Below are 16470 nucleotides of genomic sequence, written 5' to 3' on the forward strand. Positions count from 1 at the left end.
TCACATTATCAATAACAATGTTTATTTTAATATTTAGAAGAATAATTTAAGAGAATTTATTTAATTAGATATCTAACATAAATATAATAAAAAAGCATCACCGCATTATCAAGTGCGGTGATGCTTTTAATATAATTTTAAAATCTAAGTACTAAGACAAAAATAAATAATAGTGAATTCTAATTTATTTTTGGCTTAGTACTTATAGATTAGAAAAGAAAAAATACGAGTAAAGAGACCATTAGATTTACACAAAAATCAAGGACTCCTACTCCAATATTTTTATCTTCTACTAATTCATAATCTAAATCAGATTTTGGGATGATTAATTTATCAAAGAAATAACTTACGATTAGTAAAATGAAAATCATGATTGTACCATCCATACAAATCATAATGAAAGTTTTACTCCAACCCAAGAAATCATGGCCTATTGCTATCATTACAATAATTCCTATTGAGATCATTTTCCCTGCTACACTAAATGCTACTGCAATATTCCCTTCATGAATCTGATGTTGGATATCATAAGACCTAAATTTGATATATCCTTTTGTAAAAAGAACCAAAAATACCTGACCAATACAATAAAAGACTAAAGCTTGTAGAGGTCCTCCGCCTTCACCTTTTATAGCTCCAGCAATCATTAAACCTGATGCTAAAAGAGATGCCAACTGAACAATTGCAGCCGCAATATTATGCTTTTCTTTAATCTCTTTACGGATCGCTACTCTTCTAAAGATTCCGTGGTCATTCACCCAAGACGAAAGGAACATAATAGCAATACCACCCAATGCATATGCCGTGACGTTAACTATATCTTGTAAAAAACTTACAGAAGGACCGATTAAAGCTCCAATATAAATAGCAAAAACACCGACAAAATATCCTCCTATTGAAATACCATAAGCCACATTATCTTTTTCAGTCAGCTGTACATCAACATCATCTTTATAAATGATTCTTTTGAGAAATTTGGCGATTAATAGAATCACTGCAAAAATGAGAATATAGATTAAACTCCATCCCCATTCGGTAAGAATTTCTAATAGTAGTTCTTTCATAATTGTCTAGTCTTTTGAGTTTAAAAAGATTATTTATGTCCTAAAAGCTCCACGGCTTTTATCCCGGAGTCAATTGCTTCAGTTAAAAAGGGTAGCCTACCATTGTCAACGCCTGCATATACTAACTTTTCGTGTTGTCTATTGTCATTCAAGTCATTAAAAAGGTAGTGAGGTACAGGAATTGGCATTGCATGTCCCATTAAATTTATATATACTTTTTCAATTTGAGAAATAAATTCTTCTTCCTTTAGCTCAAAAAACGAAGAAATATTACGGCAAGTCTGCACTGCAATTTTATTTCGGTATTCTGGCACTTTAGCCAATTGATGTTTGTCAGAAGACGAAAAACAATAATAGGCTGTCAAAACTCTGTCTTCTTTTAAGGTTTGAGTTGTGGAATCTACAAAACCCATAAATTCTGTCTCATTTGACAAATCTTCATTTTGCCATGCACCAAAAGGGATTGAATTTTCTTTTTTCAAAATAAGATTCACAACCATCCAAGGGGCTTGCTCCAGGTGTTGTAATGACGGTTGATGATCTTTTAAGATATATTTTAACGAATGCTTCTGTCCTGCATAAATAATTTCATCAGCATAATATACTTTATTTTTCTTATTATTTACATCAATAACATTTACTTCAAATTGATCCTCTTTTTTTTGAATTGAAGTGACTAAATGCCCTTTTTGTAATTTAGTAGAGGGGATTTGTTCAATCAATTTATTTACAAAATAATAATTTCCTTCTGGAGGCGAAAAAGTATTACAACACTCTCCAAACTCAGGTCGAACAGCATAATAAGCGATTCCTGCAAAGGCGGAAACTTGCTCAATCCCTGCCCCGAAGTCGTCAATTAAATGATAATTTAACCCTCTAACCAACTGTTCTGTTAATTGTATGTCCTGATTCAATAACCATGTTTTAAAATTGACCTCATTTAACGACTTGGTCTCTTCTGAAGATAAACGGGAGGGTAAAGTAATCTTGGAATAATAAGGTTGAATTAATTCATAAAATTTTGAAGTTTCTTCTGAAGGTAAAAGGACGTCGTTATAATATTCTCCTTTGTATTTTGTTGTATTCAAAAAGGACTCTGAGATGACAAACTCCTTGTCTTTAAACTCATAAAAGGCTCCTTTCTTCTCAATGATATTTAACTCTTCTAAAAGATGAAGCACCTCAGTTCCAAACTTCTCGGGGTAAGTCATATCATAATGGGCACCTTGAGCAAAAATTGTCGCTCCATGTACTTCCGATGATGAACTTCCGCCAAAACGATCGGATAACTCAAATAACAAAAAATCTTCCTCTTTCAATAAATAGGCTGATGTTAGACCAGCCACTCCACCTCCTATTATAATTGTCTTCGTTTTCCCTGTTACTTCTGTAGGAAATGATTTACTTTGATAAACCAGGTGGCCTACCTTATCGTCTGACCTTACCTGTACTTCAAAATGATAATCTTCGGATTGAGTATCACAACCTGTTAGCACCCCCAGCAAAGCAGTGGAGGATAACTGAAGAAAATGTCTTCTATTCATTTATCTCGTAAAAATATTTTTGATGTATGGGTTATCTTTCCCTTTCCATATAAAACCATCCAATATATAATGGGTAATTTGAGGAAGGGATAACAGAGCAATAATTAAAGCTCTGTAAAAATGATGATCGACATAGAACTCTTGCCAGTCTCCAAATAAATCTACTCTTTCGTTATTGATAAAGACATCCCAGAATAATTCTTCGGAAGACCCCAGAAAGAGACAAATCAGTAACATCCATAATACACTAATAGTTATCTTTTTAAAAGACTGATTATCATTTTTTTGTATTACTTTTTTCTCTTCTACATAGTAAAATACTAAAAACATGTAAGGAATACCATGTGCGACAACATTTGTGATTGTAAATGAAAAATCTGAATTGAAATACACTATACCTAACCACCAAGTACCAAAGGTAAAAGTGACCCAAAGTACTTTACCAATTGGGAAAAGTGTCTTTTTTCTTCGTGATGAAAAGAATAGTTCTAATATCCATGCGATTAATATTCCGAAGTAGAGGAAATTGAATACAGTCACATACTCTTCCGAAAGAATAGGAAAAGTGATAAAATCACCTGTATTGAACCAATTAAACTTTCTATCCCCTAAAAAATGCCATACAAAAACGGGATAAAGTGTACCTATATAGATCATGGCTTCATCTTTTAATCGAACACCTCTTACTGAAGACTTTAATTGATATAACTTTAGAAAGCCGTATTGCTGTTTAATAAAATGATAAAGGGCAAAGTAGGCTAAAACTCTCCAAAACAAATCTTCAGAATACCATGAAAAGATAAAAGTGAAAAAGAAAGCCATCAGAGGGGCCCATTTAATGATGCTACTATATTGATTTCTTTCATCCTTAGAAAGGTATGTTCTGAAAATAGTGCTCCATACATGCGATACATCTACTCCTAACACAAAAAACACCCAAACCAACAAGGGAATTTGCATATCTGCAAATGTGCTATCAAACGCAAAACATAAACCCCAAGTCAAAAAAATGGGTAGATATAAAAAAAGTAGATCTAGTTTCTTAGAAAATAACCATTGCTTATTCATTAGTTTAAATATAAGCAGAAAAGCCACCTTAGAGTAATCTAAAATGGCTTTTTAAAGTAAATAACATTTGTCTATCCTCTTGTAAAAACAAGTTCATTTCCTTTGCTCAATGAAGCGTTAAAAGTATAACCTTCATAATCAAAACCTTTCAATCCTTCAATGGAGTCAATTTTATGGTCAACAATATATCTTACCATTAAACCTCTTGCTTTTTTTGCAAAGAAACTAATCACTTTGTAGGCTCCATTTTTATGATCCTTAAAGACTGGCGTAACAATTTCGGCCTTCAATTTTTTCTTGTCTACTGCTTTGAAATATTCATTTGAAGCTAAATTAACAAGCATTTCACCATCACCCAATTCATCATTTAATGATGCCGTTACCGTTTCTTTCCAAAAAGAATAAAGGTTTTTATGCTCATCAACTCCCCACTTGGTACCCATTTCTAATCGATAAGGCTGCATTAAATCCATTGGCTTTAAAATTCCATAAAGGCCCGATAAAATTCTCAAGTGATCTTGAAGGTAAGATTGCTGTTCGTTACTTAATGAATAAGCATCTAAACCCACATAAACATCTCCTTTAAATGCAAAAACTGCCTGGCGAGCATTATTTGGATCAAACTCCTTTTTCCATTCCATAAACCTTTCCTTATTCAGGTCCGATAATTTAGGACTGATACTCATCAGTTTTCCAATGTCTTCAGAAGATAGTTGGGCTAATGACTTAACAAGTTGTTCAGATTGATCCATAAATCTCGGATTTGTAACAATCTCGGTGGAGAATGCTGTTTCATAATCTAAACTCTTTGCCGGGGAAACCACTAACTTCATAATTATATCTTTTTTATATTTTTTTCTATTCAACTTCATGCAAGTTACGATGGAAACTAGATTTTGTCCAATCAAAAAACTTGATGCTACAATAGAGCTTATTTATTGTTGAGGTACGATTACCTTACCTCCAGCTTTTTTCCAATCTGTAATTCCTCCTTCAAGGTCTACTACTTTAGTAAAACCAAGCTCTACTAATTTTTGTTTTGCTCTTGCACTTCTTCCACCCGATTTACAAAAAACCATTACTGTGGCATCTTTATCAAAGTCTTTTACCTTCCCTTCGAAGGAATCTTCTAATACATTGATATTAATAGCACCTTCCATAGTTCCGGCATTAAACTCACTTGGTGTTCTGACATCTATGACAATTGCAGATGGATTTCCCGCTCTAACTTCCACAAAATCAGACACTGACGCTTGAGGCTCATTGTTCACTGTGCGACTACAAGCGCAAAAAAAAGCGATTCCGATAAGAAGTGAGATGAAGACGTTTTTCATTAAAAATTATTTTTTAAAAATATAAATTACTGACTATCAGTATAGAAAATATAATGGCACGATTTTAATTTTAAATCCACAACAAAATATGTTATTTTTCGTGTACTATAATTGACTTATACCTATAACCATAGTGTTTAAAGTTTTCACAAGTTAGTGAATCCATCGATTTTTGTGCAAACTTTAGGTAAAAGCTATGATCTTTACTGATCAGGAAATGTTATTATTTCTTTACTTCATATGATAAGTAATGAAATGTATTTTTTAATTACTGACTTCAAGTACCATGTTAAAACAGGCGCAGAAGCTCAAGCAGACACAAACGTTATCACCACAGCAAATTCAGTTTATTAAACTTTTGCAGGTGCCTACTATAGAGCTGGAAAAAAGAATCCAAGAGGAACTTCAAGAAAACCCCGTTCTTGAGGAAGGGAAGGAGTCTGATCGAGAAGAACAAGAGTTCGGAAACGATGACGCCTCAACTACCGATGACACCAATGATGAATTTGATGACATTCCTGAAATTGACCCAATAGACGAAGTAAATTTAGATGACTACGTCAATCGAGATGATGTAGCAGGTTATAAAATGTATGGAGATGGTGATGTTTCTGACGACAAGGAACTTCCTATCCCTATGATGGATACGTTAGGTGATGCTCTTCTAATGCAGTTGAGTTTCCTTAATCTCAATGAAGTAGAACAACAGATCGGGGAACAACTGATAGGCAGTATTGAAAGCGATGGCTATATCAGAAGACCTTTAGAAGCAATTGTCAATGACCTTGCTTTTCTACAAAACGTAGAAACAGATCTCAATCATGTGGAAATGGTATTAAAGAAAATCCAACAGTTTGACCCTCCTGGAATTGGAGCAAGAACTTTACAGGAGTGTCTTGAAATACAACTCAAGAAGAAAGATACGCATGATCCCATTGTCAAAATCGCCATCAAAATGATCGTATTGTGTTTTGAGGAATTTAAGAAAAAACACTATACTAAAATTCAAAAAAGACTAGGTATTGATGATGAGCAAATGAAGGATGCCATTGAAATGATAATTCACCTCAACCCTAAACCAGGTGGTGTGAATAGCAATGCGGCATCAGCTCAATTCTTAACGCCTGATTTTATAATCAAAGAAGTAAATGGTCGAATCAATATCTCATTGAACGGTAAAAATGCCCCTGATCTAAGAGTAAGCCGCCAATATGGAGATATGATTGATGCTTTTGACAAAACCCCTAAGAAGACGAAGAAAATGCGTGAGGAGGTGCGTTTTGTAAAGCAGAAGCTTGATGCAGCCAAATGGTTTATTGATGCCATCAAACAGCGTCAGGATACGCTACTGAGAACAATGCAAGCCATTGTGGATTATCAAATGCCGTTCTTTCTCAGTGGAGATGAAGGGCAATTAAGACCAATGATCCTTAAAGATATTGCAGAGATTATTCAAATGGATATCTCTACGGTTTCTAGAGTGGCGAGTAGTAAAGTAGTAGAAACGGATTTTGGTATCTACCCGTTAAAATATTTCTTCTCCGAAAGTATTTCTACTGAAAGTGGGGAAGATGTAAGTAGCAAGCAAGTGAAGTCAGTCTTGAAGGAAATGATTGAGACAGAAGACAAAAAGAAACCATTGTCTGATGATAAGCTTGAAAAACTACTTCGTATCAAAGGATACAATATTGCTCGTAGAACTGTAGCAAAATACAGGGAGCAAATGAATATTCCAGTAGCAAGAATGAGAAAAGAACTTTAATATGCTTGAAACAAAAAAAGTATTTCAGATAATATCAGTTCTTTTACATCCCATATTTATACCCTGCATTATTGCGGGGTTATTTCTTTTTGGAGTAAATGAGGCACCTTGGTTAGATGCAAAAGCAAGATGGTCATTATTTAGTCTCATCTCAACAATTACTACCTTAATGCCAATTAGTTGCCTTTTAATTATGCAAAGATTTGGGGTTGTAAAAAGTCCTCAAATGCACCACAGAGAGGAACGAGCTTTTGCATTATCAATTATGATAATATCTCTAGCAATCCTATGTTATTTATTGATTGTAAAAATTAATGTAAGTACTGCTTTAAGTATATCTTTCTGCTCGGTAACCATTACATTAATTATAGCCAATATTGCCAATTTCATAGATAAAATCAGCCTTCACTCCATCGGTTTATCAGGGCTTATTGGTATACTTTTTTATTTTATTAGAGAAGCAGAAGCAGAACCCAACATTGTGTTATTTGATGCATTTGGCATCAGTATCATTTTATTAGGGGTAGTAATGACCGCGCGCTTGTATTTACAAGCACACACTTTCTACCAAATCATAATGGGTGCTTTATTAGGTATATTTAGTGGTTTTGGAGGTGCAATTATAAGTGCACATTACCTACAACATCACACCCTAATTTAGAGCAATTTTTGAAGGTTCTCTAAACTGATTGGCTTATTGAGATACCCTTTTACAAAGTCATATTTTAAGGCCTCTTGTTCATCTTCTTCTATTATAGAAGTGCTTAATATGACTACTGGAATGTTTTTCTGATTATTGTGAAGTGCTTCTAAAAATTCATGTCCGCTCATCACAGGCATGTTTATATCTAACAGAATGAAGTCTATTTTTTGTTGAGGTATTAATTCGAGGACAAAGTTCAATGCTTTTTCTCCATTTCTAAAAACATCCAGAGTGGATAATAAACCTGACCGGTTTAGCATTATTTCAGTATAAGCATTTGAGGCCTCATCATCATCAATTAAAAGAATATTCATAGTTTATTTTTTTTTGGTAAGTAAACCAAGAAAGTTGTCCCCTCACCTAAAGTACTTAAAACTTCTATTTTTCCTTTAAGTTGTTCACAAGCTTGTCTTGTTAAATACAAACCCAGACCGTTACCATCAATCACATCATTTGCTCTCTTGAACATTCCAAAAATACGTTCTTTGTGAACACTTAAATCAATTCCAACACCGTTATCTTTTACACTAATAACTGTCTGGTTTTTTGGCGTAGTATCTATTATTAACTCTAACTGAAGATTATTTGTATTTTTTCTATACCTTAAGCCGTTTGTTAACAGATTTTCTAATATAGTAATTAATTGTTTTTGAGAACTTATCAAGTAAGGTTCTCCTAAAAATTCAACTTTTAGATAATCATTTAATGATAGTTCATCTACATTAATACTTCTTTTTAGATCCTCTATCAAAGACTCCAATTGAATTTTTTCTAATAAAACTGAAGCCTCTCTTTGCTCTATCACTTTCACCAAATCATTGATTTTAGTGTTCGCTTTATCAATTGATTTTCCTATCCAATGAATAGCCTGTAAAGAAGAAGGATCTTTAATTGATTTATCTTCTTTTAGAAAATGAAGGAAACTACTAATATTCGTAATCGGGCTTTTCACATCATGAGTTGTGATGTAAGCAAATTGTTTTAGTTCGTTATTGTGCTCCTGAAGGGCAATTTCTCTTTCTTTTAATTCCGTGATATCTTCCAACATGATCATGGCTCCCCCAACATCACTGTCAGCACTCACCCATGGATTAATTTTGACATGAAGATATTTAATCACTTCGTTTGCATGGTATTCAAAAGAAGGTATGATCACACTCTCTCCGGTAGCAATTACTGCTTCTATGCTGTCGTCTAATCTTAAGTTTTTAAAATGAAAAATAAATAAATCTCTATGAATATCTTCTTTTATGCCAAAGAACATCAACCATAAATTACTATAGGCTACAATCCTTTTTGAATGATCTAGCATCATTACAGATGTTGGTATTGCATCTACAAATGTTCTTAAGTCTTTTATACTTACTTTTTGTTCTCTATGTATTCTCTTTGAGTTCACGATACCATTATTCATTACCAAATCGATTGATATATCTAACACGATGTGACTACTATGTTCACCTCTTCAATTTTTCTAAAATCTTTGAGGCATATCTGTCATAAAAAATTAAATAGGTTTATTTACTATAAATACAAATTCAAAATTAGCTATGATTTATTTTTGACTTAGTACTTAGAATAGGTATGCGGTTAGAAATATCATGGTTTTATTTTTTTCATTTTAGGTTTAAATCTCACGACAAAATCAATAAGTGGTTTATATCCTACCCGTACACTATTACTAGTTTTTATTTTGAATCAATATCAACTCATATTTTAATAAATATCCCCAATCACTTCCAAAAGGTATTTTTAGGTTTATGTTTTTTTGAGAGCAATAAGAATCATTGGTAATTAATATTGATTTTCACCTATAACTTAAAATACTAAAATTCAAGCTAGTTTCTATGTATTCAGAATATTATCCTCAAATAATGTAATGATTTATCGGCATTGTTTTATATACAAAAAGGCCATCTCTTTGCAGAGATGGCCTCAATAATATTCTATAAGCAGAAGGGTTTAACCTACTGAACCTTCCAATGATAGAGCCAATAATTTTTGAGCTTCCACTGCAAATTCCATTGGTAATTTGTTCAATACTTCCTTACAGTAACCGTTTACAATAAGTGCGACAGCTTGTTCAGTATCGATACCTCTTTGGTTACAGTAGAAAATTTGATCTTCACCAATTTTAGAGGTTGTTGCCTCATGTTCTACTTTTGATGTATGATTATCTACCTCAATGTAAGGGAAAGTGTGAGCACCACAACGATCTCCCATCAATAATGAATCACATTGAGAGAAGTTTCTTGAGTCTGTAGCGTTTTTGTTCACTTTTACCAAACCTCTATAAGAGTTTTGAGATTTACCTGCAGAAACACCTTTAGAAACGATTCTAGATTTAGTGTTTTTACCGATGTGAATCATTTTCGTACCAGTATCTGCTTGCTGCATGTTGTTTGTTACAGCCACTGAGTAAAATTCTCCTACTGAGTTATCACCTTTCAAGATACAAGAAGGGTACTTCCAAGTTACTGAAGAGCCAGTCTCTACTTGAGTCCATGACAACTTAGAGTTGTTACCATCACAAATACCACGTTTTGTTACGAAGTTGTAAACACCACCTTTACCATTTTCGTCACCAGGATACCAGTTTTGTACTGTAGAGTACTTCACCTCTGCATCTTCATGAACAAAAATTTCTACAACTGCGGCGTGTAATTGATTCTCATCACGTTGAGGAGCTGTACAACCTTCTAAGTAAGAAACGTAAGAAGAGTCTTCAGCAACAATCAAAGTACGCTCAAACTGACCTGTACCTGATGCGTTGATTCTGAAATATGTTGATAATTCCATTGGACAGTGAACTCCTTTTGGAATATAACAGAAAGAACCGTCCGAGAATACTGCAGAATTTAATGCAGAGAAAAAGTTATCTTTTACTGGAACAACTGAACCTAAATACTTTTTCACTAACTCTGGGTGATCTTTAACTGCTTCTGAGAAAGAACAGAAAATAACTCCTTTTTCTGCTAAAGTTTCTTTGAATGTAGTAGCAACAGATACAGAGTCAAAAACAGCATCAACTGCAATTTTTGAATCTTTAACTCCTGTCAAACGTTTTTGTTCATCAAGAGAAATACCTAATTTTTCGAAAGTAGCTAATAATTCAGGATCAACTTCCTCTAAAGATTCAATTGCCTTCTTTTGTACTGGAGCTGAATAGTAAATGATGTCTTGGTAATCCACTTGTTCATAGACTACATTGGCCCACTCAGGGCATTCCATCTTCTGCCACTCTCTGAAAGCACTAAGCCTCCACTCAAGTAACCATTCCGGCTCTTCTTTTTTTGCAGAAATGAATCTTACAATCTCCTCATTTAATCCTTTCGGAGCCTGGTCTGCCTCAATATCGACAGTCCAACCATGCTCATACTCTTTGGACGTAAAGTCTTCTAAAATTTTGTTATCCTGATCTGCGCTCATTATATAAAAACGTTTTATACGTTATTAATTCCTACACAATTTTCAATATGCTTCTAGTAAAACTAAAAACATAACTGTTTTGTTTACTTAGAAACCTACTATTATTAATAGAAATAGTCCATCAATTATTTAGTATGGTTCTAAATTGCAAAATTAAGACATAAATTTCAGAAAGTTGAGTTTTAGCATCAAAAAGTTTATCAATTCTATTAAAAAGATGATTATTGGAGAAAATTGAAAAAAAAACTACATTAAATGCAATTTATACACTATAATAATTATATTTACAAACGTTAAAGTTGCTAACACAACTCCGCCTCAAGTTGTGTTATTACGGGTATTTTTTTTCATGACTGTATACCTTAGCCTTAACTTATTTAAAGAATTTAAATAATTGTGGGTTGTCTTTCTAGATAACCCTTTTTTATTGTAGATTCAAACCACCTAACAGGCTCTCTTTGATCTTTCTATTCCATAAAAAAAGCAATTAAGCGGGTAGCCTAACTGCTTTTTATTATCTAATATCTAGATGAATTATTTTTTTAATTTTGCATAATGCTTGTAAAATAATTCAATTGTTTCAATTCCTTTCAAGAAATTAAAAATTCCAAATTTTTCGTTTGGTGAGTGGATCGCATCAGAGTCTAATCCAAATCCCATCATAACAGAGTCCAAATCTAACTCTTCTTTGAAAAGTGCAACAATTGGAATAGAACCTCCACTTCTTACAGGGATTGGTTCTTTACCAAATGCTTCAGCGTAAGCATCATTTGCAGCTTGATATTCTACTGAATTTGTTGGAATCACTACTGGTGTTCCTCCATGATGAGCTGTAACTTTTACTTTGATACCATCAGGAACGATAGACTCAACATGCTTTGCAAACAATTCTGAGATTTCTTCCCACGATTGATGCGGCACTAATCTCATTGAAATTTTAGCATATGCTTTTGATGGAATTACCGTTTTGGCTCCTTCACCAATATAGCCACCCCACATACCGTTTACATCCAATGTAGGTCTGATACTTGTTCTTTCATTTGTTGAAAAACCTTTCTCTCCAAATTCCTTATCGATGTCTAACGCTTTTTTGTAAGCTTCAAGATCGAAAGGAGCTTTTGCCATTTTGGCTCTTTCTTCCTCTGTTAAAACTTCCACTTTATCGTAGAAACCAGGAATTGTAATATGACCATTTTCATCTTTCAAGGCAGCTACAACTTCAGAAAGAGCATTTAATGGATTTTGTACTGCTCCACCATACATACCAGAGTGAAGATCTCTATTTGGACCCGTCAGCTCCAATTCCATGTAGCTCAAACCTCTTAAGCCTACTGTAATTGATGGAGTATCTACTGAAATCATACCTGTATCAGAGATCAAAATTACATCTGCCTTAAGGTCTTCTTTTCTTTCTCTAATGAAGTCGCCAAGGTTTACAGAACCAATTTCTTCCTCGCCTTCCAACATAAACTTCACATTACAAGCCAATGTATTGTTTTTCATCATAGACTCAAAAGCCTTGATGTGCATATACATTTGGCCTTTGTCATCCGAAGCTCCTCTAGCATAAATGCTATCATTTTTTACTGTTGGTTCAAAAGGAGGAGTGTCCCATAAATCTATTGGGTCAGCTGGCTGTACATCATAATGTCCATAAACGATTACAGTAGGCAAAGAAGAGTCTATAATTTTTTCTCCATAAACAACAGGATTACCTTTCGTCTGACAAATCTCAACTTTGTCAGCACCTGCTTCTGTTAATTTGTGTGCTATAAATGCGGCTGCTTTTTTAATATCAGGTTGATATTCTACGTCGGTACTTACTGAAGGAATACGTAATAATTCAAAAAGTTCAGATAAAAATCTATCCTTGTTCTCTTCGATGTACTTAGTCATTGTTATATGTATTTTTAAAAAGTCATTCTGATTAATATCAATCAGGCATAGTTCTAAAGACAAAATCCCATAAGGGTGATGAGACCCCAAATGCCTTAGTGTCATCTCTATAGTGATGGATACTATGATGAATCCATAAAATCTTCAAAAAGTTTTTTGGAGGGTGCATAGCATGAATCATATAATGGACCCCCAAATATAAGGCATATCCTGTTAGAAAACCTGCTGTGAAGGGATAACAATAGTCATTTAAGGCCAAATAAAACAAATAGAAAAAAGAAGATGCGAGCACTACACTGACAATTGGAGGCATAGCCAACCGTGATTTGTCCTTAGGGTGATGATGATGTACTCCATGAAACTTGTGTGTGATATCTTTTTTCAATGGTGTTGTTGGAGACATATGGAATACAAACCGGTGCATTACATATTCCACCAAGGTAAATAGCAAGAGTCCTACAGTGAAAAGTAGGATGGTCAGACCAACTGAAACCAGTTGATAGTATAACTCATACACAAGCAACCCTGCACCAAAAATAAGATACATTGATATCGGGACGGCTGCATGTGTATGAGTAAGTTTTTCTAGTAAAGGGTTTTTAAAAAGCTTTTTCTCGTTAGATTTTTTTTCATTGATTGAAGATGAAGAAATATCCATTGCAAAATAGTTATGTAAGGGTTAAGGATTAATCACCCACCATCACATTTAGATTAAAGGACAATGGGTCTAACTCTCCTATAAGTTCGGGAATAAAATTCACATTTTTAGGCCAAAACTCCATCAAATTAACGATTCTTTCTTGTGGAGCGTTATTTGGCAGCAAACATTCCCTTATACATAGTATTCTTTCAATATCGTCTTGGATTTTTCTTTTACCCTCTTTTCGAAGCTTATTTTGAGTATGTTTTACTCTCTTCAGCATTCGTACTTTTTCCGCATCAACATGCTTCTTTAAATTAGGAGTTATCGCCTTCGCTTTGCTTAAAATATCACTGTAAGCGAGCTCTATTTTCTCTAATTCGGCTGAGATATCAGTTTCAACCTCATCATTGACATCCAAAATATGTTCTTCAATTTCACGTTTTGGCTTCAACAATTGTTCTAACGGCCAACCTGACTTACGCCATCTTTCACTAAAATGTCCATCTAATACTAAACAAAAACCTCTCGGCAATACCATTGGATAATGTACATTGTAAGCATCAAAAGCGTCTTTCAATTGCAACCAATAAATCACCTCTGCTGGACCTCCAAGATACGCAAGGTTAGGCAGTAGAATTTCTTGTAGCACTGGCCTTAAGACAACATTAGGACTAAATTTTTCAGGGCTTTCCTCTACCAAATTGTCTATTTGTTCTGAAGACCATGTAAATTCACCACCTACAGTTTGGAATCCATCAGCTGTTTTTTCCAAACGCAGTCGCACTCCATCATCCATATAAAATAGATTGATTTCACGTGCAAAGATCTGTGTTTTATAACCTTGTGCTTCGATTACTGTATTTGTCTTCGAAACTTTATTAAAACTCACCCCTTTGTGGAGTTCCTTTTTAATTATGTCTTTGAATGATTCTTTTAATGTTTTATGGTCTGCATCAATACATACTAAACCATAATCTTTAAAAAGTTCATTGACAATTTTTCTTGTTGCTTCTGTTAGGTTCTCACTTTCTGAATATGCTTTCACAAACAGTTCTGGCATATCTTTGATACGATCCAGAATTTTATCTATTCCATCCAACGACAATCTACCTACAGGTCCTGAAGGATTAGGATGTTCCCAAGTATATTTTCTACCTCCTAGTTGAAATGAAGCGATTTCTTCAAAGTCATGATCCTCGGTAGCCATCCAGTACACTGGAATAAAATTCTTATCAGGATGCTTTTCTTTAAGTTGTTTACATAAATTGATTGTTGCTGCAATTTTGTATACAAAAAATAAAGGCCCTGTAAAAATGTTCAGTTGATGTCCCGTAATTATCGTATAAGTATCTTTTTCTAATAGTAAATCGACTTGCTCTTTAGGATAGGCTTCAATTTTACTGTATTGCTCATGTAAAGAAGTCACTAATCTTTGTCTTGAAACATCAGTAAAATCACTTCGATTTTCTATAATTTGATCAAATGATGATAATTGGGGTGAATATTTAAATAAAGGTTTAATCTCTTCTTTTTCTGAAAGGTAATCTAGAAACATTTTCCCGTATAAACCGGCTGTTTCGAATGGAATTTTGTAAGTATTCATTGTGTTTATTATTCTTCGATCTACGAATTTAATGGATGTTTTCTAAAAAAATAGTGAAACTTAAAAAATATTTGTTTCAACAATATTCGACACTATAAAATATTCATTTACGATCGTAAGGGACATTCATTTTCTCACCAATAACCAATTGGTCATTATGATAGACTTTTATGACACCATCATTTATCACTTTATATCTCCTTTCTTCGAGAAGTGCTGTATTTTCCGCATCTTGAATAGCAGAATCAACCACCAACTCCACTCCTTTTGGTATCCATTTTTCATAAGGAGATTTTCTATTTAAAATATACTTGAAGCCATCTGCAAACACCACCAATGTATTGATGTAAACTTGTTCTTTGAGCAACTTTTGACTCACACCATCCAAAGTATCAGTAATAAAATTTAGTGCAAAATGCTTTTGCTTTGCCAACCATTGCAGTACCGTTTCAAGAAGATTTTCATGATAATGTACTAATTCAAAAAACTCATTCTGCCTTTCCATATTTTGATGGATAGTATCTTTATCATTTTGATAGAAGATAACATCAATTTTGACATCCAATGATAACAGCTTTTCATAAGTCTGCTCTGAAGCAATTACAATTGGACTCCATTCTAATAAAGAAAATAAGATTGAAAATAGAGACTCATCCACCTTGTCTATCAAAACGGCAGGTTCTTGGTCATCTCTAACGATGTGATGTGAAGACATAAATAGTTAAATGAAAAAAAATACCATAAATAAGCATCGAATTTATGGTATTTTTTGAGATTTATTTCAAGGTTTCCAATAATTTTTGAAGGTCCTTCATAATGGCTTTTCCTTTATCCTTGTTATACCATTTTTGAACTTTCATTGAAAACTGCTGTTTATCCTCTCCTACTTCTTTTTTGAATTCTGGAATTAAAGTGGTCAGCTCTTCTGGTCGAGGCCCCCACTCTCCTAAGACTTCGTTGGTCTTCTGATCAATCATGATCAACTTAGGAATAGACCTTGAGCCATTGGTCAAGAACTGCTCCATTAAGTCTTGGTTATTGTCTCTCAACAAAAATCTTAATTCTATTTTTAGTGAAACCTGAGCGGCCTCAGCAATGATAGGTAAACTTTGGGCAGCATCTCCACACCATCCTTCCGTTAATACCAACCAGTAAACACTTGTGTTTACTGCTCTTCCTGCCACTCTCAAAGGATCCAATAAGCGATTGGTTTTGTCAATCCTTTGCATTCTTGTAACATTCAAACGAGTATAATCTACTAGTTGGGAGTCATCGTAGCTGATAATTGTCGGTTCATCAGACAATAAGTTATCTAATGCTTCTCTATACGTTTCATAAGTAAAAGCATTCTCTATATACTCTTGTGCTACAGTTTGGTTTTCTGCCATACGAATAATTGAATGATTAGGTTGATTATATAATTA

At 33.8% G+C, this 16470-nt stretch carries 15 protein-coding genes; 2 read left to right on the forward strand and 13 right to left on the reverse strand.

The window, feature by feature from the left end; translation table 11 throughout:
- Window positions 1-209: 209 nt before the first annotated feature.
- From IC221_RS06210 to IC221_RS06230, 5 genes are all read right to left on the reverse strand, one after another.
- Window positions 210-1064: a DUF350 domain-containing protein gene (locus IC221_RS06210; protein ID WP_188168131.1), complete on the reverse strand. Its 855-nt coding sequence runs from the start codon at window positions 1062-1064 to the stop codon at window positions 210-212.
- A gap of 29 nt (window positions 1065-1093) precedes the next feature.
- Complete coding sequence (locus IC221_RS06215; protein ID WP_188168132.1) at window positions 1094-2608, reverse strand: NAD(P)-binding protein; 1515 nt, start codon at window positions 2606-2608, stop codon at window positions 1094-1096.
- Window positions 2609-3676, reverse strand: a complete 1068-nt coding sequence (locus IC221_RS06220; protein ID WP_188168133.1) for a hypothetical protein — start codon at window positions 3674-3676, stop codon at window positions 2609-2611.
- 71 nt (window positions 3677-3747) lie between these two features.
- Window positions 3748-4509, reverse strand: coding sequence for a peroxide stress protein YaaA (gene yaaA / locus IC221_RS06225; protein WP_188168134.1), 762 nt, complete (start codon window positions 4507-4509; stop codon window positions 3748-3750).
- A 102-nt stretch (window positions 4510-4611) separates the two neighbouring features.
- Window positions 4612-5010, reverse strand: a complete 399-nt coding sequence (locus IC221_RS06230) for a rhodanese-like domain-containing protein (RefSeq protein WP_188168135.1) — start codon at window positions 5008-5010, stop codon at window positions 4612-4614.
- Window positions 5011-5296: 286 nt separating this feature from the next.
- Between IC221_RS06230 and rpoN the strand changes: the two genes are divergently transcribed.
- Together rpoN and IC221_RS06240 are read left to right on the forward strand one after the other, a co-directional pair.
- Window positions 5297-6772, forward strand: coding sequence for an RNA polymerase factor sigma-54 (gene rpoN / locus IC221_RS06235; RefSeq protein WP_188168136.1), 1476 nt, complete (start codon window positions 5297-5299; stop codon window positions 6770-6772).
- A gap of 1 nt (window position 6773) precedes the next feature.
- Window positions 6774-7433, forward strand: a complete 660-nt coding sequence (locus tag IC221_RS06240) for a hypothetical protein (protein ID WP_188168137.1) — start codon at window positions 6774-6776, stop codon at window positions 7431-7433.
- Here the strand turns inward: IC221_RS06240 and IC221_RS06245 are convergent.
- From IC221_RS06245 to IC221_RS06280, 8 genes are all read right to left on the reverse strand, one after another.
- Window positions 7430-7789: a response regulator gene (locus IC221_RS06245; protein WP_188168138.1), complete on the reverse strand. Its 360-nt coding sequence runs from the start codon at window positions 7787-7789 to the stop codon at window positions 7430-7432. The two genes, IC221_RS06240 and IC221_RS06245, sit on opposite strands and share 4 nt — an antisense overlap.
- Complete coding sequence (locus IC221_RS06250) at window positions 7786-8916, reverse strand: PAS domain-containing sensor histidine kinase (protein ID WP_188168139.1); 1131 nt, start codon at window positions 8914-8916, stop codon at window positions 7786-7788. The genes IC221_RS06245 and IC221_RS06250 overlap by 4 nt, the downstream gene beginning before the upstream one ends.
- Before the next feature lie 521 nt (window positions 8917-9437).
- On the reverse strand, window positions 9438-10904 hold the full coding sequence (gene sufB, locus IC221_RS06255) for a Fe-S cluster assembly protein SufB (protein WP_188168140.1): 1467 nt from the start codon (window positions 10902-10904) through the stop codon (window positions 9438-9440).
- Between the two features lie 534 nt (window positions 10905-11438).
- Window positions 11439-12800: a dipeptidase gene (locus IC221_RS06260; RefSeq protein WP_044201822.1), complete on the reverse strand. Its 1362-nt coding sequence runs from the start codon at window positions 12798-12800 to the stop codon at window positions 11439-11441.
- 37 nt (window positions 12801-12837) lie between these two features.
- Window positions 12838-13458, reverse strand: a complete 621-nt coding sequence (locus IC221_RS06265; RefSeq protein ID WP_188168141.1) for a sterol desaturase family protein — start codon at window positions 13456-13458, stop codon at window positions 12838-12840.
- 28 nt (window positions 13459-13486) lie between these two features.
- Window positions 13487-15046 (reverse strand): bacillithiol biosynthesis cysteine-adding enzyme BshC, encoded by a 1560-nt coding sequence (bshC, locus tag IC221_RS06270; RefSeq protein ID WP_188168142.1) that lies wholly within the window; start codon window positions 15044-15046, stop codon window positions 13487-13489.
- A gap of 103 nt (window positions 15047-15149) precedes the next feature.
- Window positions 15150-15761 (reverse strand): hypothetical protein, encoded by a 612-nt coding sequence (locus tag IC221_RS06275; protein ID WP_188168143.1) that lies wholly within the window; start codon window positions 15759-15761, stop codon window positions 15150-15152.
- A gap of 61 nt (window positions 15762-15822) precedes the next feature.
- Window positions 15823-16434 carry a thioredoxin family protein gene (locus IC221_RS06280; RefSeq protein ID WP_188168144.1) on the reverse strand — a complete coding sequence of 204 codons (612 nt, stop codon included), beginning with the start codon at window positions 16432-16434 and terminating at the stop codon, window positions 15823-15825.
- Window positions 16435-16470: the final 36 nt, after the last annotated feature.

This window comes from Flammeovirga sp. EKP202 (assembly GCF_014534745.1).
In the GTDB taxonomy this organism is placed as follows: domain Bacteria; phylum Bacteroidota; class Bacteroidia; order Cytophagales; family Flammeovirgaceae; genus Flammeovirga.